At 38.3% G+C, this 23026-nt stretch carries 25 protein-coding genes, 1 tRNA gene and 1 riboswitch; of the genes, 16 read left to right on the top strand and 10 right to left on the bottom strand.

The genetic code is table 11. The features are described from left to right. Nucleotides 1–58 precede the first annotated feature (58 nt). Nucleotides 59–180: riboswitch (SAM riboswitch) on the top strand. A gap of 79 nt (nucleotides 181–259) precedes the next feature. The 3 genes from MHI20_RS18765 to MHI20_RS18755 all read left to right on the top strand — a co-directional run bounded on the left by MHI20_RS18765 (nucleotide 260) and on the right by MHI20_RS18755 (nucleotide 2752). Further along, nucleotides 260–1378: a methionine biosynthesis PLP-dependent protein gene (locus MHI20_RS18765; RefSeq protein ID WP_340940587.1), complete on the top strand. Its 1119-nt coding sequence runs from the start codon at nucleotides 260–262 to the stop codon at nucleotides 1376–1378. After that, the gene (gene metC / locus MHI20_RS18760; RefSeq protein ID WP_045035233.1) at nucleotides 1375–2553 is read left to right on the top strand and encodes a cystathionine beta-lyase; all 1179 of its coding nucleotides are present in this window, start codon (nucleotides 1375–1377) and stop codon (nucleotides 2551–2553) included. The genes MHI20_RS18765 and metC overlap by 4 nt, the downstream gene beginning before the upstream one ends. 126 nt (nucleotides 2554–2679) lie before the next feature. Beyond that, nucleotides 2680–2752 (top strand) — tRNA-Val (locus MHI20_RS18755). Nucleotides 2753–2910: 158 nt separating this feature from the next. On the opposite strand, the gene MHI20_RS18750 is transcribed toward MHI20_RS18755, so the two are convergent. From MHI20_RS18750 to MHI20_RS18735, 4 genes are all read right to left on the bottom strand, one after another. After that, nucleotides 2911–3855, bottom strand: coding sequence for an acetyl-CoA carboxylase carboxyltransferase subunit alpha (locus tag MHI20_RS18750; protein WP_144666537.1), 945 nt, complete (start codon nucleotides 3853–3855; stop codon nucleotides 2911–2913). 32 nt (nucleotides 3856–3887) lie between these two features. Then, complete coding sequence (locus tag MHI20_RS18745; RefSeq protein ID WP_047945567.1) at nucleotides 3888–4334, bottom strand: MarR family winged helix-turn-helix transcriptional regulator; 447 nt, start codon at nucleotides 4332–4334, stop codon at nucleotides 3888–3890. A 757-nt stretch (nucleotides 4335–5091) separates the two neighbouring features. Next, complete coding sequence (locus MHI20_RS18740) at nucleotides 5092–5280, bottom strand: hypothetical protein (protein ID WP_045035248.1); 189 nt, start codon at nucleotides 5278–5280, stop codon at nucleotides 5092–5094. A gap of 51 nt (nucleotides 5281–5331) precedes the next feature. After that, nucleotides 5332–5838 (bottom strand): hypothetical protein, encoded by a 507-nt coding sequence (locus MHI20_RS18735; protein WP_327855244.1) that lies wholly within the window; start codon nucleotides 5836–5838, stop codon nucleotides 5332–5334. Between the two features lie 609 nt (nucleotides 5839–6447). Here MHI20_RS18735 and catA point away from each other — a divergent pair. From catA to MHI20_RS18715, 4 genes are all read left to right on the top strand, one after another. Beyond that, nucleotides 6448–7110 carry a type A chloramphenicol O-acetyltransferase gene (catA, locus tag MHI20_RS18730; protein WP_159145600.1) on the top strand — a complete coding sequence of 221 codons (663 nt, stop codon included), beginning with the start codon at nucleotides 6448–6450 and terminating at the stop codon, nucleotides 7108–7110. A gap of 206 nt (nucleotides 7111–7316) precedes the next feature. Next, on the top strand, nucleotides 7317–8435 hold the full coding sequence (locus MHI20_RS18725) for a response regulator aspartate phosphatase (protein ID WP_159145601.1): 1119 nt from the start codon (nucleotides 7317–7319) through the stop codon (nucleotides 8433–8435). After that, complete coding sequence (locus MHI20_RS18720) at nucleotides 8425–8598, top strand: RapH phosphatase inhibitor (protein WP_159145602.1); 174 nt, start codon at nucleotides 8425–8427, stop codon at nucleotides 8596–8598. The genes MHI20_RS18725 and MHI20_RS18720 overlap by 11 nt, the downstream gene beginning before the upstream one ends. 110 nt (nucleotides 8599–8708) lie before the next feature. Then, entirely contained in the window at nucleotides 8709–9539 is an 831-nt protein-coding gene (locus MHI20_RS18715) for an SMI1/KNR4 family protein (RefSeq protein ID WP_340940575.1), read from the top strand. A 33-nt stretch (nucleotides 9540–9572) separates the two neighbouring features. Here the strand turns inward: MHI20_RS18715 and MHI20_RS18710 are convergent, their stop codons facing one another. Together MHI20_RS18710 and MHI20_RS18705 are read right to left on the bottom strand one after the other, a co-directional pair. Continuing rightward, the gene (locus MHI20_RS18710; protein ID WP_340940573.1) at nucleotides 9573–10448 is read right to left on the bottom strand and encodes a LysR family transcriptional regulator; all 876 of its coding nucleotides are present in this window, start codon (nucleotides 10446–10448) and stop codon (nucleotides 9573–9575) included. A gap of 23 nt (nucleotides 10449–10471) precedes the next feature. Beyond that, the gene (locus tag MHI20_RS18705; protein WP_041507435.1) at nucleotides 10472–11170 is read right to left on the bottom strand and encodes an aspartate/glutamate racemase family protein; all 699 of its coding nucleotides are present in this window, start codon (nucleotides 11168–11170) and stop codon (nucleotides 10472–10474) included. 192 nt (nucleotides 11171–11362) lie between these two features. Here MHI20_RS18705 and MHI20_RS18700 point away from each other — a divergent pair, with 192 nt between their 5' ends. Continuing rightward, nucleotides 11363–11887 (top strand): DinB family protein, encoded by a 525-nt coding sequence (locus tag MHI20_RS18700; protein ID WP_277519228.1) that lies wholly within the window; start codon nucleotides 11363–11365, stop codon nucleotides 11885–11887. 4 nt (nucleotides 11888–11891) lie between these two features. Here the strand turns inward: MHI20_RS18700 and MHI20_RS18695 are convergent, their stop codons facing one another. Both MHI20_RS18695 and MHI20_RS18690 read right to left on the bottom strand, forming a co-directional pair. After that, nucleotides 11892–12455, bottom strand: a complete 564-nt coding sequence (locus MHI20_RS18695; RefSeq protein WP_035700391.1) for a GNAT family N-acetyltransferase — start codon at nucleotides 12453–12455, stop codon at nucleotides 11892–11894. 16 nt (nucleotides 12456–12471) lie between these two features. Then, entirely contained in the window at nucleotides 12472–13377 is a 906-nt protein-coding gene (locus MHI20_RS18690) for a LysR family transcriptional regulator (RefSeq protein ID WP_019743043.1), read from the bottom strand. Between the two features lie 112 nt (nucleotides 13378–13489). Here MHI20_RS18690 and MHI20_RS18685 point away from each other — a divergent pair, with 112 nt between their 5' ends. From MHI20_RS18685 to MHI20_RS18670, 4 genes are all read left to right on the top strand, one after another. Beyond that, on the top strand, nucleotides 13490–14647 hold the full coding sequence (locus MHI20_RS18685; RefSeq protein WP_340940668.1) for an MFS transporter: 1158 nt from the start codon (nucleotides 13490–13492) through the stop codon (nucleotides 14645–14647). A gap of 232 nt (nucleotides 14648–14879) precedes the next feature. Further along, a complete protein-coding gene (locus MHI20_RS18680; RefSeq protein WP_234879694.1) occupies nucleotides 14880–15419 on the top strand; it encodes a TetR/AcrR family transcriptional regulator in 540 nt (179 codons plus the stop codon). Between the two features lie 31 nt (nucleotides 15420–15450). Then, entirely contained in the window at nucleotides 15451–15870 is a 420-nt protein-coding gene (locus MHI20_RS18675) for a GNAT family N-acetyltransferase (RefSeq protein WP_203144265.1), read from the top strand. A gap of 263 nt (nucleotides 15871–16133) precedes the next feature. Next, nucleotides 16134–16592 carry a GyrI-like domain-containing protein gene (locus tag MHI20_RS18670; RefSeq protein ID WP_203144266.1) on the top strand — a complete coding sequence of 153 codons (459 nt, stop codon included), beginning with the start codon at nucleotides 16134–16136 and terminating at the stop codon, nucleotides 16590–16592. A 61-nt stretch (nucleotides 16593–16653) separates the two neighbouring features. Here MHI20_RS18670 and MHI20_RS18665 read toward each other — a convergent pair whose 3' ends face one another. Continuing rightward, nucleotides 16654–17001 (bottom strand): YunG family protein, encoded by a 348-nt coding sequence (locus MHI20_RS18665; protein WP_072367649.1) that lies wholly within the window; start codon nucleotides 16999–17001, stop codon nucleotides 16654–16656. A gap of 164 nt (nucleotides 17002–17165) precedes the next feature. Here MHI20_RS18665 and MHI20_RS18660 point away from each other — a divergent pair, with 164 nt between their 5' ends. Together MHI20_RS18660 and alr are read left to right on the top strand one after the other, a co-directional pair. Beyond that, nucleotides 17166–17777, top strand: a complete 612-nt coding sequence (locus tag MHI20_RS18660) for a GlsB/YeaQ/YmgE family stress response membrane protein (protein WP_144666513.1) — start codon at nucleotides 17166–17168, stop codon at nucleotides 17775–17777. A gap of 183 nt (nucleotides 17778–17960) precedes the next feature. Further along, nucleotides 17961–19142 carry an alanine racemase gene (alr, locus tag MHI20_RS18655; protein WP_335352712.1) on the top strand — a complete coding sequence of 394 codons (1182 nt, stop codon included), beginning with the start codon at nucleotides 17961–17963 and terminating at the stop codon, nucleotides 19140–19142. A gap of 78 nt (nucleotides 19143–19220) precedes the next feature. Here the strand turns inward: alr and MHI20_RS18650 are convergent, their stop codons facing one another. After that, a complete protein-coding gene (locus tag MHI20_RS18650) occupies nucleotides 19221–20333 on the bottom strand; it encodes an NAD(P)-dependent alcohol dehydrogenase (RefSeq protein WP_340940558.1) in 1113 nt (370 codons plus the stop codon). 214 nt (nucleotides 20334–20547) lie between these two features. Between MHI20_RS18650 and MHI20_RS18645 the strand changes: the two genes are divergently transcribed. Next, on the top strand, nucleotides 20548–21162 hold the full coding sequence (locus MHI20_RS18645) for a TetR/AcrR family transcriptional regulator (RefSeq protein ID WP_135008996.1): 615 nt from the start codon (nucleotides 20548–20550) through the stop codon (nucleotides 21160–21162). 133 nt (nucleotides 21163–21295) lie between these two features. Then, nucleotides 21296–22816, top strand: a complete 1521-nt coding sequence (locus MHI20_RS18640; RefSeq protein WP_024720172.1) for a Kelch repeat-containing protein — start codon at nucleotides 21296–21298, stop codon at nucleotides 22814–22816. The last annotated feature ends 210 nt before the right edge of the window (nucleotides 22817–23026 follow it).

The raw sequence follows: 23026 nt of genomic DNA, 5'->3' as shown, positions 1-23026 counted from the left end.
TTGAAAAATGAGGTTTAATGCGTTACAGTATTAAGAATTAGAACAGACAGACAACACATTCTTATCGTGAGAGGTGGAGGGACTGGCCCTTTGAAACCTCAGCAACCGGTATGCATCACTTCATGTGATGTACCAAGGTGCTAAATCCAGCAAGCAGCTTTTTTGCTTGGAAGATAAGAGGAAGCGATTAAACCCCTTCTTCTTATGAAGAAGGGGTTTTTCTGTTTTGAAATTAGATTTTTACTTAGGATGGTGTCAAATGACAGAACATGTGGAAACGAAGTTAGCGCAAATTGGAAACCGCAGCGAAGAGGTGACTGGTACTGTCAGTCCTCCCGTTTATCTTTCAACAGCTTACAGACATAGAGGCATTGGGGAATCAACAGGATTTGATTATATTCGGACGAAAAACCCAACAAGGCAGCTTGTAGAAGATGCGATTGCTTCACTCGAAGAAGGAACGGCCGGTTTTGCCTTCAGTTCGGGAATGGCTGCCATCCAAACGATCATGGCGCTGTTTGATAGCGGGGATGAACTCATTGTTTCATCAGATTTATATGGCGGTACATACCGTCTATTTGAAAACGAATGGAAAAAGTACGGACTGCGCTTTGTTTATGATGATTTTTCAGATGAAGACTGTTTACGCTCTAAAATGACGCCAAATACAAAAGCCGTCTTTATTGAAACGCCAACAAACCCACTCATGCAGGAAGCGGATATTCAACAGGTTGCGAAGATCGCAAAAGAACATGGTGCATTGGTCATTGTGGATAACACCTTTTATACGCCCGTCTTGCAAAAACCGATTACACTCGGAGCGGACATTGTCATTCATAGTGCAACCAAATATTTAGGCGGACATAACGATGTTCTTGCCGGACTTGTCGTCACAAAAGGAGAGAAGCTATCGGAAGACATGTTCCAGCATCAAAACGCCATTGGGGCGGTTTTATCTCCATTTGACTCATGGCTTTTAATGAGAGGAATGAAAACATTGGCGCTGAGAATGCGTCAGCACGAAGCAAATGCGAAGGAATTAGCTGATTTTCTAAAGCAGCAGCCTGAAATTCAAGATGTCCTTTACCCAGGCAAGGGAGGCATGCTGTCATTCCGAGTAGCCAAAGAGGACTGGGTCAATCCATTTTTGAAGCAGCTGAAAACGATTTGTTTTGCTGAAAGCCTTGGCGGAGTCGAAAGCTTCATTACGTATCCTGCAACGCAAACCCATATGGACATCCCAGAAGAGATTCGCATCGCAAACGGTGTTTGTAACAAATTGCTCCGTTTCTCAGTCGGGATTGAGCATGTGGAGGACCTAAAAGCAGACCTGAAACAGGCACTATCAAATGTGAAAGAGGAGGTACACACGAAATGACCACACACGATTGGACACTAGAAACACAACTCGTTCATAATGCGTTTAAAACAGACCGTTCAACAGGTGCAGTCAGTGTACCGATTCAACATGCATCGACGTTTCACCAAAGCAGCTTCGATGACTTCGGTCAATATGACTACTCCAGATCAGGCACCCCTACACGTCAGGCATTGGAGGATACCATTGCAGCGCTAGAAGGAGGAACGAGAGGGCTTGCCTTTGCGTCAGGTATGGCAGCCATTTCAACCGCTTTTCTTCTATTATCAAAAGGAGATCATGTCCTTGTCACAAGAGATGTGTACGGCGGGACTTTCCGAATGATCACCCAAGTTCTTTCAAGATTTGGGATTGAGCATACCTTTGTGGACATGACCAATTTGAATGAAGTGAAACAAGGCATTCAATCAAATACAAAAGTCATTTACATGGAAACACCGTCAAACCCTACACTCGGTATTACGGATATTGAAGGTGTCGTACAGATTGCGAAAGAACATGACTGTCTGACTTTCTTAGATAATACGTTTTTAACGCCTGCGCTTCAGCGTCCGCTGGACCTTGGTGTTGACGTTGTGCTGCACAGCGCAACGAAATTTTTAAGCGGCCACAGTGATGTACTGTCAGGCTTAGCCGTGGTGAAAGATGAGAAGCTAGGAGACGAACTTTATTCGCTGCAAAACTCCTTCGGGGCGGTACTTGGCGTACAGGATTGCTGGCTTGTGCTTAGAGGATTAAAGACCCTTCAAGTCAGATTAGAAAAAGCCAGTCAAACCGCATTAGAACTGGCTTCATTCCTCAAAGAACATCCTGCGGTCAAAAAAGTATATTACCCAGGATTAGATGATCACCCAGGGGCAGACATTCAGCGGAAGCAGGCGAGCGGTGCAGGTGCTGTTCTTTCATTTGAACTAGAAAACCAAGCGGCTGTCAAAGAATTGGTCGATGGCGTTACATTACCTGTATTCGCCGTCAGCCTCGGAGCAGTCGAATCCATTCTTTCCTATCCGGCCAAAATGTCACATGCCGCTATGCCAAAAGAAGAAAGAGAAAAAAGAGGTATCTCGGATGGTTTACTTCGATTAAGTGTGGGCGTAGAAAACGGAGAAGACCTCAAAAGGGACTTCAAACAAGCACTAGATCAATTAAAGCCCGTCCTTGTGAACCAATCATAAAAGTCAGTGCAAAGCCGGTATGGATACCGGCTTTGTGCTTTTTGAACAAAACCATTGACGACTGATCATGATGGTTATATAATAGAGACTGTCAGTAACAGAAAGCCCAGAACTGATACATAACCCGATTCCGTAGCTCAGCTGGGAGAGCGCTACCTTGACAGGGTAGAGGTCGCTGGTTCGAGCCCAGTCGGAATCATCGTTGAAACCCTTGCATAGCAAGGGTTTTTTGTTTTTTTGACAACGAATTTTTGTTCTGTTTCTTTTGGTTGGGGACGAATTGGGGACGAACTTTATCCACCAGATTGGATTTTTAGAATCAAAAAATCCCTTTTCCATACCGATCACACAATATTTTCATTTATAATTCTCTATTTGTCTATACTTTTCATATCGCTGTTGTATAAGCTCTTCCGAGGATAATCGTATCAATTTTTTAAGAGATGATTCGATTGCAGATTCAATCAATTTTGCTTGTGATTTTATATCATTTTGTGCTCCACCCTTAATTTCAGGAATGATTTCATCAATAATTCCTAAATGCTTTAAATCTTTTGCTGAAATTTTCATGTGTTTAGCAGCTTCTGGAGCATACTTAGCATCCTTCCATAGGATAGATGCTGCTCCTTCTGGCGAAATGACCGAGTACCATGAATACTCTAACATATGGATATGGTTACCGACACTAATACCAAGAGCTCCACCACTTGATGCCTCTCCAATTACAATACAAACAATTGGCACTTTAAGAGTAGCCATTTCAAGTAGATTTCGAGCTATCGCTTCAGAAATTCCACGTTCTTCAGACCCTTTGCCTGGATAGGCGCCAATTGTATCAATAAATGTAATAATAGGGCGATTAAATTTATCAGCTTGTTTCATCAGTCTTAGCGCTTTTCTATATCCTTCTGGATGTGACATTCCAAAATTTCTTTCTATATTTTCCTTTGTACTTCTCCCTCTTTGATGACCAATAACCGTAACGGGCATCCCTTTAAATTTTGCAATACCACCTATCATTGCTTGATCATCACCATATAATCGATCACCATGAAGTTCGAAAAAGTTTGTAAACAATAAAGGTATATAATCCAATGTCGTGGGCCGGTTACGTAGCCTTGCGATTTGAACTCGTTGAAAAGGTGTAAGATTAAAATAAATTTCATCTTGCATTTTATTTAAACGTTTTTCTAATACATGGATTTCTGATGATAAATCTACATTATGTTCTTCCATCATTTTCTTTAATTCATCAAATTTCTCTTTTAATTCAATAATAGGACGTTCAAAATCCAAACTCATTTTATCCTCCAAAGGGTATGATTTACCTCACTCTAATCAAAAGACTTAGAAATAGAATCAATAAATAATTCAAAACCATCCACAACTATTTTTTGTTCTGATTCTGATAAATTATTGAGGATACGTTGATAAAATGTAAGGGATTGTTCTCTTAAGCGATTAACAGTAATGTGGCCTTTTTCTGTGAGGTGCAGAAAAAGTTCTCTTCTGTTTTCTTCATTTACTTCACGATAAACAAGTCCCTTTTTTACTAACTTATCTACCAATCTACTTACAGTTGAAGTCTCTAATCTAAGTTTATTGGATAGTTGCCAAACGGTTAATTTTTCCATCTCTATTTCCTCTAACGCCATCATTTGAGAAGTTGGTAGAGGTTTTTCAAATGGTCCATTGGGCAAATTTTGAGATTCAAAAACCCCAGTTATTATAATCATTTTCTTAATATCTGATCTTAGTTTTAAGGCATCTTCTCTTTTCAAAAAGGCCACCCTCCTAAAATTCATGTATGATACATCAATTGTATTATACATGAATATGTTTTTTTCACAAGTTTAACGTAAGCCAATATTAAAATAAGGATGAGATATTTCTACTTGTTAAAATGGTATAAACCGATTTATTTTATTAATATAAATGAGAAGCAGTTGCCCGAGGATTTTCAGTATTTAGAGCAGAACAGCGTTTCGCTTATGCTGAAGCATGCTATATAGTATATGCAGATGAGTATGAGAAACAAGGTCGATTTGAAGAAGCTACGGCTGCTGATCAAAAGGTATTAGAAACACATCTCAAAACGTATAGGCAAAATGAAAACAGACCATGCAGGGTCTGTTTTTTTTATGGGGACGGATTGGGGACGAACCCTTTCAGTTTTCTTCAGAAATGCACATTTTTTATCAGAAAGGCTCATCATAGAATCTTATTAAATCAGTCTTTTTAAGAGAACATCTGGTAGCTTCGGATAAGGTCATTCACCTTGACGGGGAGAGATCGCTAGTTCGAACCCAGTCGGAATCATATGAAAAGATGTTGAAACAGAGCCATTCTTGAGATAGTCGAGAGGCTTTTGTATTTCTAAAGCAAAAGAAAACATTAGTAAAATTAAAAACCACACTGCATTTTTCAGTGTGGTCAATTTAAGATACGATAGGTGAGCCACTTAACAATAGATTAGTTTCATAGTTTGTTTAAGATCATGAAACCATATTTTTGTAACCAGCACCTACGGACAAGTCATCAATCTTTCTTTTTTTTGTAGTCTTTTACTAAGCTTGAAACAGTTAAACCCATTACACCGAAAGCTACTACATAAAATAAAATATTTGTTACAGGTGTATCAATTTTCCCTAAAATCAAGACCACAGCTATAATAGCGATGGGTAAAGTAATTAACAAACTTTTGGATGCTTTATTTTCCTGTGTCATTAACCAAGAACCTCCTTTTTGTTTCAGCATCTAGGTGTGTTTTAGTACATTTTAAAAAACGAACAACATGATGGTTTTAGCAACCCACCATGCTGCATTTTCACTTCCAGTAACTTTAAGAGCACCTAAATAAATACCATGTTCAAGAGTGCCTGTATAATGCTCAATAGTTATTAGAATTGTTTCTAACCCTGTAACACCGCCTATCATTACTTTCAGTTTTGTAGGTAATTGATCATAAGCTTCTTTTATTGTTTTTATAGCCCATGTGAATTTACCGTGTGTAATAGCTTCTCCATTTGTTTTTGATTGAGCTCCTTTAATTGCTTTTTTGAACTTTTCTGTTTCTACTTCATTTAAATTCCAATACTGTGTTATCTCATCTATTGTAGGCTCTTTTGCTTGATCAAAAGAAGATTTTACAAATGAATAAGAATAGAACTGTTCTTTCTCAAAAGCTTTAGATGCATTTGCTTCTGCAAAAGGTGAGAGTATAAAAACAGAAATTCCTGCAACCATTGATAATATTAAACCTTTGGAAGTACTTGATTTTCCCATAATAAGCTCCTACTTTGGAATATTTTTTAGATTAAGCTTTCAACGTAATTAATAATTCAATAATTGTTTTAGTTGTTAGAAATATTCTTCCTTATTTAAATAATGTTATCATTTGTAAATAAATGAAGTAAATAGGTTATTTGTTATAGGATAGAATGGTACAATATACATATTAATTACGAAAAGACATGACTAGCAAAGATTTAAATCATTCGTAGAATATAAAAAAGGAATATCTTTTTTGCTCTTAAAAACGAAGAAATACCAGAGGGGCATATTAAAGAAGAAGAGGAGGATAAATAGCTTCTACAGAAAAAATAGAAGTGAATACAGTATATCGTTAATAATTACAGGATTTTTATATCTTCTTTGTAAGCTGAGAAAGATATAGAGCACTAGAAAAGGTCACGTTAGTCAAGATCACTTAAGAAGAATTGCTGAAGGCTTTATCGTAGGCTAAGCTTATGGTAGCCATTGAATGAAAACGTTATAACTTAGAGTAGTGGTAGACAGAAACATAACCTACCGGTTGAAAGGATGATTGTGGTGGTAAAAACAGATAAAGCTTCCTCCTGAATACAAGCAATTACATTCAGGAGGAGATAAAAAATGTTTAAACAAATAGATGAAAATTATCCGAGAAAAGAGCACTTTCATCATTATATGACGGTAACCCGATGCACATATAGTCTGGTGATCGATCTAGACATCACGAAATTGTATGCAATATTAAAAGAAAAAAGGCTAAAAGTATATCCTGTGCAAATTTATTTGTTAGCAAGAGCTGTGCAGCAAATTCCTGAGTTTCGGATGGATCAAGTGAACGATGCACTTGGTTACTGGGAGATTCTCCATCCTAGTTATACGATTTTAAATAAAGAAACAAAGACATTTTCAAGTATTTGGACGCCTTATGACGAAAACTTTGCTCGGTTTTATAAAAGCTGTGTAGCGGACATGGACACTTACAGCAAAAGTAACAACCTATTTCCGAAACCTCATATGCCAGAAAACATGTTCAATATTTCAAGTCTGCCGTGGATTGATTTTACTTCTTTTAACCTTAATGTATCTACAGATATAACTTATTTACTACCAATATTTACGTTAGGTCAATTTAAGATGAAAGAAGAAAAAATCACCTTGCCAGTCGCGATTCAAGTCCATCATGCTGTTTGTGATGGCTATCATGTCGGTCAATATGTGGAATATTTGAGGTGGCTTATTGAACATTGTGAAGAGTGGTTAAATGATTCAATGCCAATTACCTGAAGACAAAAGGTATGCTCATGGAAATCTAGAAGATGAAGGCAGACTGAAATGAGTCTGCCTTTTTGTTTTGTGATGAGAATGAAAATGTTCCAAAGGTTTACTAAGGCTATATTTGTTCTTTTTGCGGTTTCTTTTCGGTGCTTTGTAAATTCTTGTATGTGATAATAAATGTCATATAAGGGAGTTCAGTGGAAGGGGGATAAGGGATGGAGAAAGTTCTTTCTTCACATGTAGGTGTGAAAATTAATGAATGGTATAAAATGATTCGACAATTCAGTGTACCAGATGCAGAGATCTTGAAAGCTGAGGTAGAACATGAAATTGAACGGATGGAAGAAGATCAGGATTTACTCATTTATTATCAATTGATGTGCTTTCGTCACCAGCTTATGCTTGATTATATCAAACCATCAGAAAAACGATCGCCTTCTGTTTCTGATTTGGTTGATAAAATTGAGAATTCTAATCATCAACTTTCGGGTATGTTGCAATATTACAATGCTTTTTTTAGAGGAATGCATGAATTTAGTAAGAAAGAATATGTACAGGCTATTCAATATTACAAGATCGCTGAAAGGCAGCTTGCACTGGTTGTCGATGATATTGAGCAAGCGGAGTTTCACTTCAAGGTGGCTGAGGCCTACTATATTATGAAGCAAACGCATGTGTCTATGCATCACATCATAAAGGCGCTAGATATTTATAAAGAACATGAGCAGTATAAAGTTCGCCAAATTCAAAGTCTAATTGTCATTGCAGGAAATTATGATGATTTCATGAGATATGAAAAGTCGTTGCAACATTTAAAGACTGCTTATTCAATTGCTGTGGGCGCAAACGATCAACGTTTAGTAGCAAAAACATTATTAAATATTGGTAATACATATGATAGGCAATCAAAGTATACAGAGGCAATAAAGCATTATAAAGAAGTGTTAGATGTCATTTCTTCGGAAAATAGTGACATAAAGCCAATCACTCTATTTAGTTTATGTTGGTCGCTGTACAAGTCTAATCAAATTGATGAAGCGGATCTGCTCGTTGAAGATGGACTTATATATTCCTCAAAGGTAAATGATTCGCTAAGTGTCTTGTTATTTAAAGCATTAAAAGCTATTTATATGGATACTAATGAACAAGCTTTGAAAGAAGTGTTTGATATTTTTGAAGAAAAGAAACTACATGTCTATGTGGAAGCATTTGCTCAAAGTGTCGGGTTATTTTATGAAAAAAAAGGGGACTTTGAAAAAGCTGCCGAATATTACAGAAAGGCTCTTAAGGCTCAAAATGATATTCAAAAAGGAGAGTGTCTGTATGATTATTAAAAAATTACTAATCATTGTATCCATTGTATTGTTAAGTGTTTCAACAGCAGAAACTTTAAAAATCATTGAAACGAAATCAATTCGGAATACAACAATGGAGGAACAAAAATCATATCGAAACACGACTATGATTGATCGAAATACAACTTCTGAAAACGCATAGACAAGATTAAAACAGACTTTAAGAGTCTGTTTTTTTATGAAGTAGAATGAGCAAATGAACAGTTGGCCAATGTTATACTTATCTCAGATAGATACGAGGAGGCATCCACTTTGAAATCATTCTGGGAGAAAGAAGAAGAGAGTCCTTTTACGTTAGAAAAGATAGATGAGGAACAAATTCGTGAAGCAGAGGGAACGCTTGGTGTCACTTTACCTGATACATACAAAAAACTCATTTTAGAATGGAATGGTGGTTTTACAGTTCGTAATGCTTTTCCAACCGAACGGCCGAATTCATGGGCAGAGGATCATGTTCAATTCGACCATCTAAGAGGAATCGCCAAAGATGATGGAATTATGAATAGCGCTCAGTTAAGTGATGAATTGGAGCTGCCCGAGGGACTTATTTTCATCAGCGGAGAAGAAGATACATGGATCGCAATGGATTACCGAGAAACGAAAGAACATCCTCCTATTCACTATTTCGATTTAGAGCTGGAAGTAGATTTTAAGCTGGCAGATAGTTTCGATGAATTTGTTGAGCGGTTATACACAGCTGACGACGCTATGGTTGAAGTAATAGAGATTGGGGAGGAAGCTTCGGATTTATATATCAGTAAAGAAGAGCTTGAACACATTTTTGAGAGAGGAGACCTTTGTCAGCAGAATCTCTTCAAAATAGCGCATTATCCGATGGAAGACATTGAAGAGATCGCATGGTTTTTCTTGCGCATGAAACAGTGCATCAAACAGATAAAAGATCAACATGTCTTGTATGAAACAGCTACTGCTATTCACTCCAACCTTCTGTTAAACCCAGATATGCCAAGGAATGACCGTATCAATCAAGAGCTGCAAGAAATGGCTGAATTTCTAGAAAATAGTGGAGATCCTAATATCGCCTTTTTGGGAGGGGATATTCATCCAGTGAAAAAACGATAGTGAAAGAAAAAAAGCCCCCAAAAGGGGCTTTTTTTAATCAAATTCATGAAAAAACTGTTTGAGTTGATCAATGAAAACGGATTTGGATTTTCCCTTTTTATAGATAAACTCAATATTGATGTTGAAATTGATAGATGGATCGATTGAAATTTGTTTTAATGTTCCTTGTTTTACTTCATTTCTAACACAATGATGAGGAAGAAACGATAGTCCCATTCCTTGCAGTACCAAATTTTTTGCAGTTTCCATATGATCAACCTCAATGGAAATGTTCGGTGTGATGTTGTTTTTTTGAAATAATCGGTGGAGCATCAACCAATCAAATGACCCATAGTCAAAGAAAATAAAAGGTTGTTCTTCTAGTTCTTTCATATTGATGTTGTCTAGGCTGGCGAGCGGGTGATGAGTTGGGACGAACAGCCCGATTGGATCGCTGAAAATCGGGATTGATTCAATTTGAGGATGTGTTTCAGTCCTGACAATGCCAAAGTCTACTTGGTTGTTAATCACTTTTTGGACAACATCCTTTGAATGTCCTGTTACAATTTTCACTTTCAGGTTTTCGTATTTTTCTTTTAGGGCGGGCAATATGTTAGGCAATAGATTATTGGAAATAGAGGATGCGCATCCAATCGTCAATTCATAAGGGATCATCGTTTGTTTAAGACTATGCTTTGCTTCTTGATAAGAATGGAGAATCTTTTTGGCATGAGGGTAAAACTGTTCACCTTTTTCCGTCAGAGATAATTTATTTCTATGTCTATCAAATAATTTCAGATCTAATTCTTTTTCTAACGATTGAATACGTGCCGATACAGAAGGCTGGGTTAAATACAGTGCTTCTGCAGCTTTATTGATACTGCCTAGCTGGCATACATAAATAAACGCTTCTATATTCTCAATATTCATGTTATCCCCTTATATGACGTTCTTTAAATGTTTAGCTTTTCAAGCTCATACACTAATTTTACAGCTTCTTTCGCCAAAATGACAGTAGGGTCAATCACTTTCACAGCTTTGGTTGACCTTAGAACTAAAGGAATTTCTGTACAGCCGGCAATGATGGCTTCTGCTCCTTGATTGATTAAAATTTCTGCAGCTAACGCCAGTTCACTTTCGCCTTTACTCAATTTCCCTGCTTTCACGGCATAAATCCCATTCATCACGTTTTTCTGAAGATTTTCACTAGGAGTCATGACATCAATCTTGTGATGGGCACAAGCCTTTTGATAGAGCTGGGTTTTTAATGTGCCATCAGTACATAGTAAGCCCACAGACGTATAGTGATGTTTGTTCAGGTGCTTTGCGGTTTCTAATGGCATATTCATGATAGGGATATGAGTGGATTGTTGTACGTTTTCTAAAAAGAAGTGAGCGGTATTGCATGCAATCAGAATAAAGTCCGCTCCTGCGCGTTCTAATCTTTTAGCCGATGCAATCATATATTCTGTAGGATCTTCGCCTTTCCCAAATATGGCATTGGTTCTATCAGGGATTTGCGGATAATTATCAGCAATTACATGGAGATGATCTTGATCTTTAATAGCTGGTGTATGAGAGATGATTTTTTTCATCAGATCAATCGTCGCTAAAGGGCCCATACCGCCCATAATCCCAATCGTTGTAGACATCACTATCACCACATTTCATTTTTTTCTATTATAAAAAAAGAAAGGATGGTGAGTGTTATAGAAAAGTTCTATTTGTATATAGAAGGTTGATCAAAAGCACCTTTTATTTTCTTCTTTATCTGTTTTGAGGTATGAGTTGCAATCTAATTAAAAAACATTAGAATAAAGAAAAATTGATAAAGGAGCAGCCATATGAATTTCAATTTGAATGAAGCTTTAGATATGTTGAGTCGAACTCCTCGTACATTAGAAAGTCTTTTGTCAGGTTTATCGAAGGATTGGCTTCACAGTCGTGAAGGGGAGGGAACGTGGAATCCTGTTGAAGTCATTGAACACTTGATTGAAGCAGAGAAATTCAACTGGATTCCCCGATTAAATGTCATTCTTGCTGATGGAGAGAATACCCCATTTCCTGCATTTGACCGCTACGCCCATTTGAATCAAACTGAAAGACAGATAGAACAAGCACTAGCGGAGTTTCATCATGTGCGGATGGAGAATGTGGCATACATTCAGCGTATGACACATTCAAGTCTTGATCTAGAGAAAAAGGGCGTCCATCCAGAATTCGGCGTCGTGCAAGTGAGCGAATTACTTTCTGCGTGGGTTGTCCATGATTTCACCCATATCTCCCAAATTGTTCGGGTCATGGCGGAACCATATCGAACCGATGTAGGACCGTGGAGCGCCTATTTAGGGATTTTGAATAGGAAATAAATGATTAATGACGCTTCGCGGCCCACTCGGATTGAAGAATCGCATATTGATACTCATCGACCCAATGTCCTTTTGACATATAATTTTGTAGCAAATGTCCTTCGCGTCTCATGTCTAAACGTTCCAGCACTCGAATAGATTTTTCGTTTCGTACATCTGTAAAGGCAATGATTTTATGCTTGTTCAGTGTAGTGAAAATATATTCGATCATTGAATTCAAGGCTTCATGAATATAGCCCTTTCCTTGAAATTCAGGCGCGAGTGTAAATCCTATTTCAACGATTCTAGGCTCGCTGCCGAGTGTATGAATGGCGCAATCTCCTATCAGCTGATTGGATTCAGATAAGGCAATCGCATATTGAAACCACGTCCCTGGTTGATTAGGTTGTTGCGTCATTTGGTGTTGTACAAATGATTCAGCGTCTTCGTGCGTGTAGTTTTCCCAGGATTGAAATGTGGCAATAGAGGGATTTGATCGGTATTGATAAAATGCTTCAATATCCTGCTGATCAAACTGACGAATCACAACCCGGTTTGTTCTTGTAAATATGCTGTTTGCATTCTTCATGTGTTACCCTCACTTTTTAGTTTGTTCTTGATTTAAAAAAGTCTATTAGCCATTCAGATAGCTGTTTTTGCGCTTTGGTCACAAATCGATCGGCATAATACGTTAATTCAAGATGCCGAACAGGAGCAGGAGCAGAAATAGGGATAGAGACAATATTAGGCCATGCTGAATGTTGCTTTAACAGCCCTCTTGGCTGGATGGTGGCGCCGATACCGGCTTCAACCAGCTGCAATAATGAAGTGGCAGACCCAACATCCATGACCGTGTCCAATTCAAAACCGTGTTCTTTACATACGTCATCGACCAAATCTCTTCCTAGATAGCCTTTTGGATACATGACCAGTGCATGTTTTGTCAGCTCTTTTAGCGTCACTTCACGCCTTTTTGCCAGTTCACTGTCTGAATGAACAAACAATTCGTAGGGCTCATCGCCAAGTGGAATTTGAATCAGGCGTTTATCCGCAGGCCCGCGCAGCCCAATTCCGATATCGACTTTATGTGAGAGCACCTCGTCACGAACAAAGATGGTCGAAAAAGCCTTTAGGTTGATCTCTGGATACAGCGTTTTAAATTCTACAAAAAGCGGAACAAGCTGAAAGTCAAGATCAGAGGGGAGGACGGCAAGCCGAACAGTGCCCCGCTGTTCAGATAACAGTTCTTTCATAGCATTTTTGGCATCTCGTTCAGCCTGAAGCATTTTCATGCCATATTGATAAAGAAGCGTACCAGCTTCAGTTGCAACTACTTTTTTACCGATTCGGTCAAAAAGCGGCATCCCAACTTCAGCTTCAAGCAGCTGAATCTGTTGGCTTAATGTAGGCTGTGATATACCTAGTTGCTCTGCAGCCTTTGTGAAATGTAAATGATCGAATACAGCCATAAAATAGGTAATGTGACGAGTATCCATATGCCATCCTTTCATTAATGATAGTATTTTCCTATCATCATAATACTAATTATTGTATTGATCAATGAATGAAGCGGATTTATACTCATAGTAACCTCAACAAGATGAGAGAGGAAGAAGAGTATTGATAAAAAAAATATTTTATTTAGCTGCTTTATTTTTAGCTGCCTTAAACTTGCGCCCAATCATTACATCCGTAGCTTCTATGATGAGCATGATTCAATCAGACCTTGGCGTTAGTGCACTCACGGCAAGTCTTTTAACCACTTTGCCGGTCTTGTGCATGGGAGTGTTTGCCCCTGTAGCAACGAAACTAAGCCGCCGGTTTGGATTAGAGAGAACTCTTTTTTTCTCGATTTTTCTTATCACAATTGCGACTGGACTGCGTGGTACAAGTCAAACGGTTACCATCCTTCTCATGACTGCTTTTGCAGGAGGAGTTGGAATTAGTTTTGCCGGACCATTGTTGTCTAGTTTTATTAAAAAGTATTTCCCGAAAAGTCCTGGGATTGTCAGTGTGTATTCTATATCGATGACAGTTGGAGCTGCACTTGCTTCGGGCTTGACCATTCCGATTTACCTTCGCAGTGAGCATAACCTTCCACTTGCGTTATCCTGCTGGGCGATTTTAGGCGTTATTGCCATGATTTTATGGCTCGGTCTAGCTCGTCAAAACCAACAAGCGGATCATGCAGATGTGCCGCTGAGATTACCGCTACGAAACAAAAAAGCCATTCAATTTACCTTGTTCTTTGGCTTTATGTCTAGCATGTTCTATTCGTTAACAGCGTGGATTTCACCCATTGCGCTTGATTTTGGGAATAGTCCACAGTATGCCGCCATGCTACTTACGATATTTACACTCATTCAGATTCCGGTGGCATTACTCGTTCCAAACATCGTCAATCGTCTAGGAAAGCCGAAATTATTTCTGATCTTATGCAGTTTGTCAGAGCTGATTGGCCTCATATTCCTTCTATTTCCAATGCCGATCCTGCCAGCTGTTATTTTTCTTGGGATTGGAGCAGGTGGATTATTTCCTTTGGCACTTATGCTGCCTATTATTGAAACGCGTACGCCAGAAGAAGCCGGTACATGGTCAGCGATGTCACAGATGGGCGGGTACATCATGGGAGGATTTGGTCCATTTTTAATCGGTTTGATTTTCGATATCAGCGGACATTTTCAAGCTGCTATTGTCGCAATGCTCGCCATCGTGATGCTGATGATTGGCGTGCAGTTATCTATGAAGTTAGGAAAAAAACGTGATGAGGTATCCAATTAAAGATCAGTATACCGCTGCTTTTATATCATCACTCAATTGAAATCGCCATAGCCTATTTCTAAGTAGGCTATGACGATTATTTTGCTCAATCTTTAAAAGATGCACCTGAATGAATTATCGTGAAAGAAATTTTTCAACTTTACGAGTGGCCATTTCTGCAGCCTCCATGATCATTTCACATAATGAAGGAGGGGGAAAGAGGATGCCTTATCCGAAAGGTCATTAGTCAAAAGTGAGAGAACAGATCATCGCAAGTGCTGCACGAGCATTTCGAACAAATGGCGTCCGTAATATCAGTTTGCCATACATTATGAAAGGAGCAGGTCTAACTCATGGAGGGTTTTACGCTCACTTTAAGAACAAGGATCAGTTGGTGATAGAGACTTTTCATTTTGCTATTACTGATACGATCAAGATGCTACAAAGTGTTGCAGACAAGAAGGCAGATCAGCCTCGAATTCAGACGATCATTGAATTTTATTTAAGTTCCGTTCACCGTGATCAGACGGAAGTCGGCTGTATACTGCCTGCACTGGCAGGGGAGATTGCTCAATTATCGCAAGAGGTACGGAAAGCTTATACCGATGAATTGAAACGGTTTATGGCGTTTATAGCCGATACGGGAAACATAGATCACTCTAAGAGTTACGCACTAGTAAGCAGTATGATTGGTACAATTGCTCTTGCGCGTGCTGTCAATGACTCGCAGTTCAGTGATCAATTGTTATTTGCAGGCAGAACACAGGCAAAACACATTTTAGAAGCGAATTAACATTCAAATGAAAAACATAGGAGATGTTGCGATGTTTATTAGAGAAGCAAGCATAGAAGATTATCCACAATTAAGACAAATCTATTTAGAATCCCGACGTCAGAGCTTTCACTGGCTCAATACAGAAGAAATCAAACTGCAAGATTTTGATCAAGATACGCAGGAAGAGCAAATTTTCTTAGCTGAGGAGAACAATAAAATCCTTGGGTTCATCTCATTATATGTGCCAGATCGTTTTATTCATCTCTTGTTTGTACATCCAGATGCTGCTGGTCAAGGGGCTGGCGATCTACTGCTTAAGCAAGCTATAAAAGTTTTGGGAACACCAGTCACCCTCAAATGTGTATCCGAAAATCACAAAGCTTTGTCTTTTTATCAAAAAAGAGGATGGAAGGCTGTTGTAGAGGAAGGGGAGCCTGGGGCGAAGTACTGGGTGCTTATTTATGAATAGAAATCATGTTATCTATCATTCACACGACCCTTTATAGGGCCTTTTTGATTGTCAGTTTCTAAAAGCCATTTTTTCAAAGGAAAATCAATAACAAATGAGCGGCTAAAATCCGTTCTTTTTTATGCTTAAAAATTGGACATCTTATGAATGAGAATATGAGATTCCATTATTTTTTAATATCCTAATGCATTATATTTTAAAGGGTGTTACCGTTGGATGTAAGGAATGATTGGCCAATCTTCCAATAAGAGTTGGAGGGAATCATGAGTTACAAAATTGAAATGTTAACGAATATGAAAATGGTGTATATGAGAAATATAGGACCGTATGGCAGTAAAGAGAATGTGGAGATGATGAAGAAATTTAAAAAATGGATCAACGAACATCAATTCAATGATGAATTAAAGAAACATGGCATATACGGTGTCCCTCAAGATGATCCTGCAAGAACTTTACCTGAAAATTGCAGATATGACCTCATGTTCATGACAAATAGAGATTTCTCCAAAGATCAACTTGTTCAGACTGGTCATGTTGAAGGAGGAAAGTATGCTGTGTTTACGGTGACACATACAGCCGAAAAAGTGAATTTGTTTTGGAGACAATTACCTCTAATGATCCAACACAATCAATTGAACATACGCCATGCACCTATTATGGAGAGATATAGAGAAGATGAAGGCGAAGATAAGGTGTGTGAATTCTTACTGCCTATCTTTTAAACATTTTATCTAACTTTCATGAAAACAGACCTCTTGTGGTCTGTTTTCATGAATATAAAATCTACACGTTTAAATAGTTTAGGACTCGTTCCTTTAAATAACGATATTGATCCTTATTCGTATCTTGAAATGCTTCTTCCCGATTTGAAGGTACATCCATATAAAAAATTTCTTCAGAGAATTGCGAAGAAGTAAAGTCAATTCTTGTTCCATTCACTACGTTGTAAAAGTGCCATCCGCTGGGTAATAAGGTCTTGTTTATTTTTCCGCCTAAAAGATCATGGACAACTAAAGAAGTGACGCCACATTGTCCGTTTGCTGGGTTGTCTTTACTCCATTTTGAACTAGATTGAGAGGACCAGGCTTTATATAAAGCATCAATGATTTCGTCTGTCGAGTAGAGGTTCATCCTAAATATCCTTTCTATTTAAAGAGTGATAAATGTAGCATCTATTTAATCTATAGTAGATTTTTTTCATTTAAAAACCAATAAAATCTTTTCGTTGAAGTACTTGATCCAAATGATATACTATGGGCTAAAACAATGAAAGGTTATGTCAGGGGGAGCATGGTGTGATATTCATCATAGGAATTGTAATCGCTTTTATTGTTGCTATTTTAGGCTTTACTGTTTTCGTAGATGTAGGTAATGGGTTGGGAACGGCTTTTAGCATCATTGGGGGAATGGTCATTTTATTCATAGCGGGAAGGCTGCAAAGAAAAAAAGAAAAGAATGATCCAAACATCTTATTAGATAAGATGATGATGCTCTTTCATGAAGACGGATTTCAGTCCTCAACATACATCTTTTCGCAAAATGTTGATAAAGGTTTTGCGATTGATGACGAGCGAAAGAAAATGCGCTTTATTACACATCAACCTGGCGGCTCATCTCAGAAATTCAGGTTTGAAGTAACTGAACTTTCCTTGCAAGAGTTGAAACAAGTTGACATGTTAGAAGATGGTATACCGATTGAACATTCTACTGAGAGTGATAATAATGAAGAGATTTCTACACTTCAATTAAGATTAACGATGAATGATCAAGAAGCATCAACGATCACGATCACCTTCCTGCAATTTGATGTGCCAGTTCGTAAGAGCACCGCTGAATATTTAATTGAACGAGAAAATTTGGAGGAAATTTATCATCAAATTAATTCGATGATGAAATCTGTATATTAACTAAATTCCTGTTCATAAAGAAGAAATCACATTTTGATTGTGGTTTCTTTTTTGATCTCAATCAAGTTAAAGCCAGTCCAGTCATTGTAGTTGAATGTTTTTCTCAAAAATGAATAAAGATAGACTAGACACGAAAACGAACATTGATATTGAAATGACTCATGTGATGAGGAGGAAGCATACATGCAAAAACTTTGCAGGGAAGTCTGGATCGAAGTCAATCTTGATGCGATTAAAAGAAATATCGAAGCGATTCAAGCGCATATTCCAAGAAAAAGTAAGATCATGGCTGTCGTGAAGGCGAATGCTTATGGACACGGTTCAGTGGAGGTAGCGCGGCAGGCACTAGAAAGCGGTGCGACAGAACTTGCAGTTGCTAGCTTAGAGGAAGGCATTGTGCTGCGAAGAGCAAAAATTGAAGCGCCGATTTTGGTTCTTGGATTTACACCGCTCGACTGTGTGAAAAGGGCCGCAGCCTGGAGAATTGATCTGTCCGGCCTTCGAGAAGACTGGATTGCTCAAGCAAATGAGATCTTAGCGGAAGAAGAAAGCCAGCGACGGCTTGGGATTCATGTCAATGTTGACACGGGGATGGGGCGATTAGGTGTACGGACAAAGGAAGAGCTGTTAGCGGTGGTGAAGGCGCTTGAAAAGAGTGAAAACCTGAGGTGGGATGGAATATTTACGCATTTCTCCACTGCGGATGAGCCTGACCCTGATTTCACGTTGCTGCAGCACAGCATCTTCATTGATTTTCTTCGGTTTTTGAAAGAAGAAGGGATCAAACTGCCGACCGTACATATGAACAATACAGCTGCTTCGATTGCGTTTCCTGAATTTAGCGCCGATATGATCCGGCTTGGTATCGGACTTTATGGATTGTATCCCTCGCAATACATTAAAAGCTTAGACGCTGTTCAGCTAGAGCCCGCTCTCAGTTTAAAAGCAAGAATTGCGTTCGTGAAGAAAATGGTGACAAAGCCAAGAACGGTCAGCTATGGGGCAACCTATGTGGCAAAGCCTGACGAAGTCATTGCAACCATACCGATTGGTTATGCAGATGGGTACTCACGTGCTTTATCCAATCGAGGGTTTATGCTTTTCCGCGGAGAACGAATGCCAATTGCGGGCCGAGTCACAATGGATATGACGATGATCAGCTTAGGAGAGATGAAAGCAAAGCAAGGCGAGGAAGTCGTCATTTATGGCCGTCAAAAGGGGGGAGAAATTTCTGTTGATGAAATTGCTGAAATGCTGAATACGATCAATTACGAAGTTGTCGCGACCTTAAGCCGCCGTGTTCCAAGGTTTTATCGTCGAGGCGGGAAGATTATTAAAATTTCGACGCCGGTGATGTATGTGTGAAGGTAAGGACAGCATGAAAGTCCAAAAATCCCCCTTTATATGGCAAGGGGGATTTTGAGTTTCATGTCTTATTTCGGCTTAAGCTCGATACTCTTTATCTAAAATAAGAATTGGTTTAATCGTAGATCCATTTTTAGAATCTTCAAAAGCTTGTTCAATCTCTTCTAATTCGTAGAATTTTGCTAGTTTCTCAACTGGGAATTGTCCATTTTTAAAGAACTTGACTAGTTTAGGAATGAATAGTTGAGGAACGGCATCGCCTTCTATCACACCTTTTAACGTGAGCGCATTGAGCATGAGATCATTTGTGACATTAAACGTTAAATCGCGTTTTCCTACTGCTACTGTTGCACAAGTTCCTTTGACACGCAGGCAGTGAAGGGAAGCTAGCGTGACTTCTGGTACTCCAGTTGTTTCAAATGAGTAATGTGCCCCTTTTCCTTCTGTGATTTCCTTCACTTTTTCAGCTGGGTTCTCATGTTTACTGTTGATGACATGTGTTGCACCTAATTCTTTTGCTAGCTCAAGGCGGCTATCATGGATATCAACGGCAATAATCGGATCACAGCCTGCAATTTTTGCTGCCATTAACCCACTTAAACCAACAGCACCTGTACCGAACACAACAATGCTTGTACCTGGAGCTGGAGCAAGTGAATTTAAGACAGTACCGCTCCCAGTCATTAAGCCGCAACCGAATGGTCCTAAATAACGTAAATCAGTTTCTTTGTCTACTTTCACCACATTTTTCTCATCAACTGTTGCATATGTACCAAATGACGATTGACCAAAAAATTGTGATACATCTTGATGATCATGTGTATGGATAGGCGTTTCATTATGTTTATTACGACCAGAAAAATTCAGTGGAATCATGTTTTCGCATCCACCAGCGTTCCCGTCAAGACAATTATGGCAATGACCGCAATAAGCGAAACCTAGTACAACGTGGTCTCCTTCTTGAACGGTTGTGACATTAGAACCTGCTTTTACGACAATGCCAGAGCCTTCATGTCCTAATAAAGCAGGACGTGGGACAGGAAGCGTACCATCTAATACTGTGGCATCCGTATGACAAACGCCAGATGCAACGATTTTGACAAGCACTTCATCTGCTTTTGGATCATCTAGTAATAATGTTTGTTTCTCGAAATCTTTTTCATTTGTTGTGACCATCGCTTGAATTTCCATATCATGTGCCCTCACTTTTTGTATAGTATGATATTCTGAAGAAAGGTTAGATCAAATGTCACAAAAAATTCATTTCTTTATGACTAAGTTGATTGTAGGACGAAAGATTTTCCGTTTCAATCAGCAAAAAATCTTTTTTGTATAGGTTTTCAACACAAATAAATTTATGTATATCTAATCAACATTTATTAAAAAGTGTCTAAAGGAGGGGCCCATGATCAAAAAAGAGGATCGCCGTGTTGAGCGAACAAAAGAAACACTTCGTCAAACATTCAAAATACTAGTAAAAGAAAAAGGATATTCGCACGTAAAAGTGAAGGATATTGTGGAAAAGGCAAACTATAATCGGACGACGTTTTATGTGCATTATGAAAGTAAAGATGAATTAGCAGCAGATGTTATTCACCGGGAAATGGTCGATTTCGAATATGAATTTTGTAAGCCGACTCGTGAAAATCCACTGTTGGATTTAACTCGCATGAAACCAGAGGGCACCGATGTATTTCAATATATCGTTGAAAATCGCGACTATTATGATTTATTAGTGATGGAAGACCGAATTCCCCACATACAAGAAAAATTGCTTAAAAAAATACAATATATTTTCCAAAATAGAATGTCGTTTGTGAGTGATCAGTATGCAGAAATCAACGACAGTTATTTTGTCCAGTATCGTTCATACGGCATCTTTGGTTTTATCATTGAATGGATCAGAAATGACTACAATGCATCTCCTTCAGAAATGGCACGCCGCATTATCAATTTATTATATATTCAATCCTCACTCATGATTCAGTTGAAAAATGAAGAAGTGATTATGAAAAGGTAATGCTTAGGCCGCATCTCTAGCGCACAACATTTTGAATGTATATAAAGTTTTATTTAAAACTTCTTTAAATTGTAAACTTTGTAAAAAATAGAACGATAAAAGGAGGGAACATAACGAGTTGGAGGAATAGAAAATGAAAAAAAGGTTTTTATTATTTATCACGGTACTCCTATTAATGAGTACTCTTAGTCCATTTAAAGCAAATGCAGAAAATTCAATTGGATGGACGAAACGAGCTGATTTACCAGAAGAACGTATTAATGCTGGTGTGGGAGTCGTTGATGGGAAGATTTATGTATTTGGTGGAGCAAGTGAAAAAAATAAGTTGAATAACCAAACATTTATGTATGATCCAAAAAAAGATGTTTGGGAAGAGAAAGCCAGTATGTCAAGAAATAGAACAGGCGGTACTTACGCTACTGTAGGTAAAAAAATCTATCTAATAGGTGGAATTAATGAAGAGACAGAAGTAGCTTATAACACTATAGATATTTATGATGCAGAACTTGATCAGTGGGCTGAAGAGCCGATTCGAATTCCAAGAGAGCCGGTTTTTTCAGCTTATAGTAAAGGAACTTTACAAGCAGTTGCAGTGAAAGAGAAGATATATATTGTATCTTCAAAAAACTCATATAAGAATAATGTCTATGAATACAATACAATCTCTGGTGAATGGAAGAGCTTGAACTCATCGGGTTTACCATCTCGGAATGGGAGAGCCATTTCTGCAATTGACGGAAATATATATGTTGCAGGTGGCGAAAATTCGATAGGGCATAGTAGAGAAAAGTATTTGTTTCAGTATGATATTTCAACAGATACTTGGAAGAGATTAATTGATGTTCAGTTAACATCTTATACATATGAACCCTCCTATGAAACTTACAACGGCAAGTTCTTTATTATTGGTGGGCAATTATATGGTGATAGTTCAAAAAATATGGTAAACAAAGTTCAGATTTTCAATCCAAAAGATGGCCAATTTAAAAATTCAGCATATGATTTACCAGAAGGTAGAGTATCAGCTGTCGCAGCAATTGTTGATGACCAATTGTATGTCATTGGCGGACGTAACTATTCGGAATCTATGAGACATCTTTCTGTGAAAAGTGATTACAGATCCGTGATTTCTATTTCATTAAAAGACTTACAAGTGACTGAGGATGAAACAAAGCCAGATGATGGGATAGCAGAAGACCCAAAGGATCAAGATGGGACACAGCCAGGTGATGATACAACCGAAGAGCCGAAAGATCAGGACGGGACACAGCCAGGTGATGATACAACCGAAGAGCCGAAAGATCAGGACGGGACACAGCCAGGTGATGATACAACAGAAGAACCGAAAGATCAAGACGGAACAAAGCCAGGTGATGGAACAACCGAAGAGCCGAAAGACCAAGATGGAACAAAACCAGGAGAAGAAACTGTAAAAGGTATACTTTCCATTACCATGATTAATGGGTTACAAAAAGATTATCTGCTCTCAATGAAAGAAATCAACGATTTTCTTAATTGGTATAAAGAAAGAAGCTTTGGTATCGGAATGAACTTTTATGAGATCAATGATGAACACAATAAAGGGCCTTTCACAAGTAAGAAGGATTATGTGGTGTACCAAAATATTTTAATGTTTGATATCAAACAATACTGATATTCATATAATGAAAAAACTGCTGATGATAGATCAGCAGTTTTTGTTTTTGTGAAATTGTTAAAATTAGGACTAATGTCATTAAAAATGCGATATTTTTAAAAAAAATCTGTTAAACATCCTATAATCATGTCCGATATTAAAATTGTCAGGGTTGATAAGCCCTAGAACGAAGGACTTTTTTCAGACAAGGACGTCTGTCAGGTCCCG

Source organism: Bacillus sp. FSL K6-1106, from assembly GCF_038005245.1.
GTDB lineage: Bacteria > Bacillota > Bacilli > Bacillales > Bacillaceae > Bacillus > Bacillus altitudinis.
This window is presented reverse-complemented; position numbering and strand designations above follow the sequence as displayed.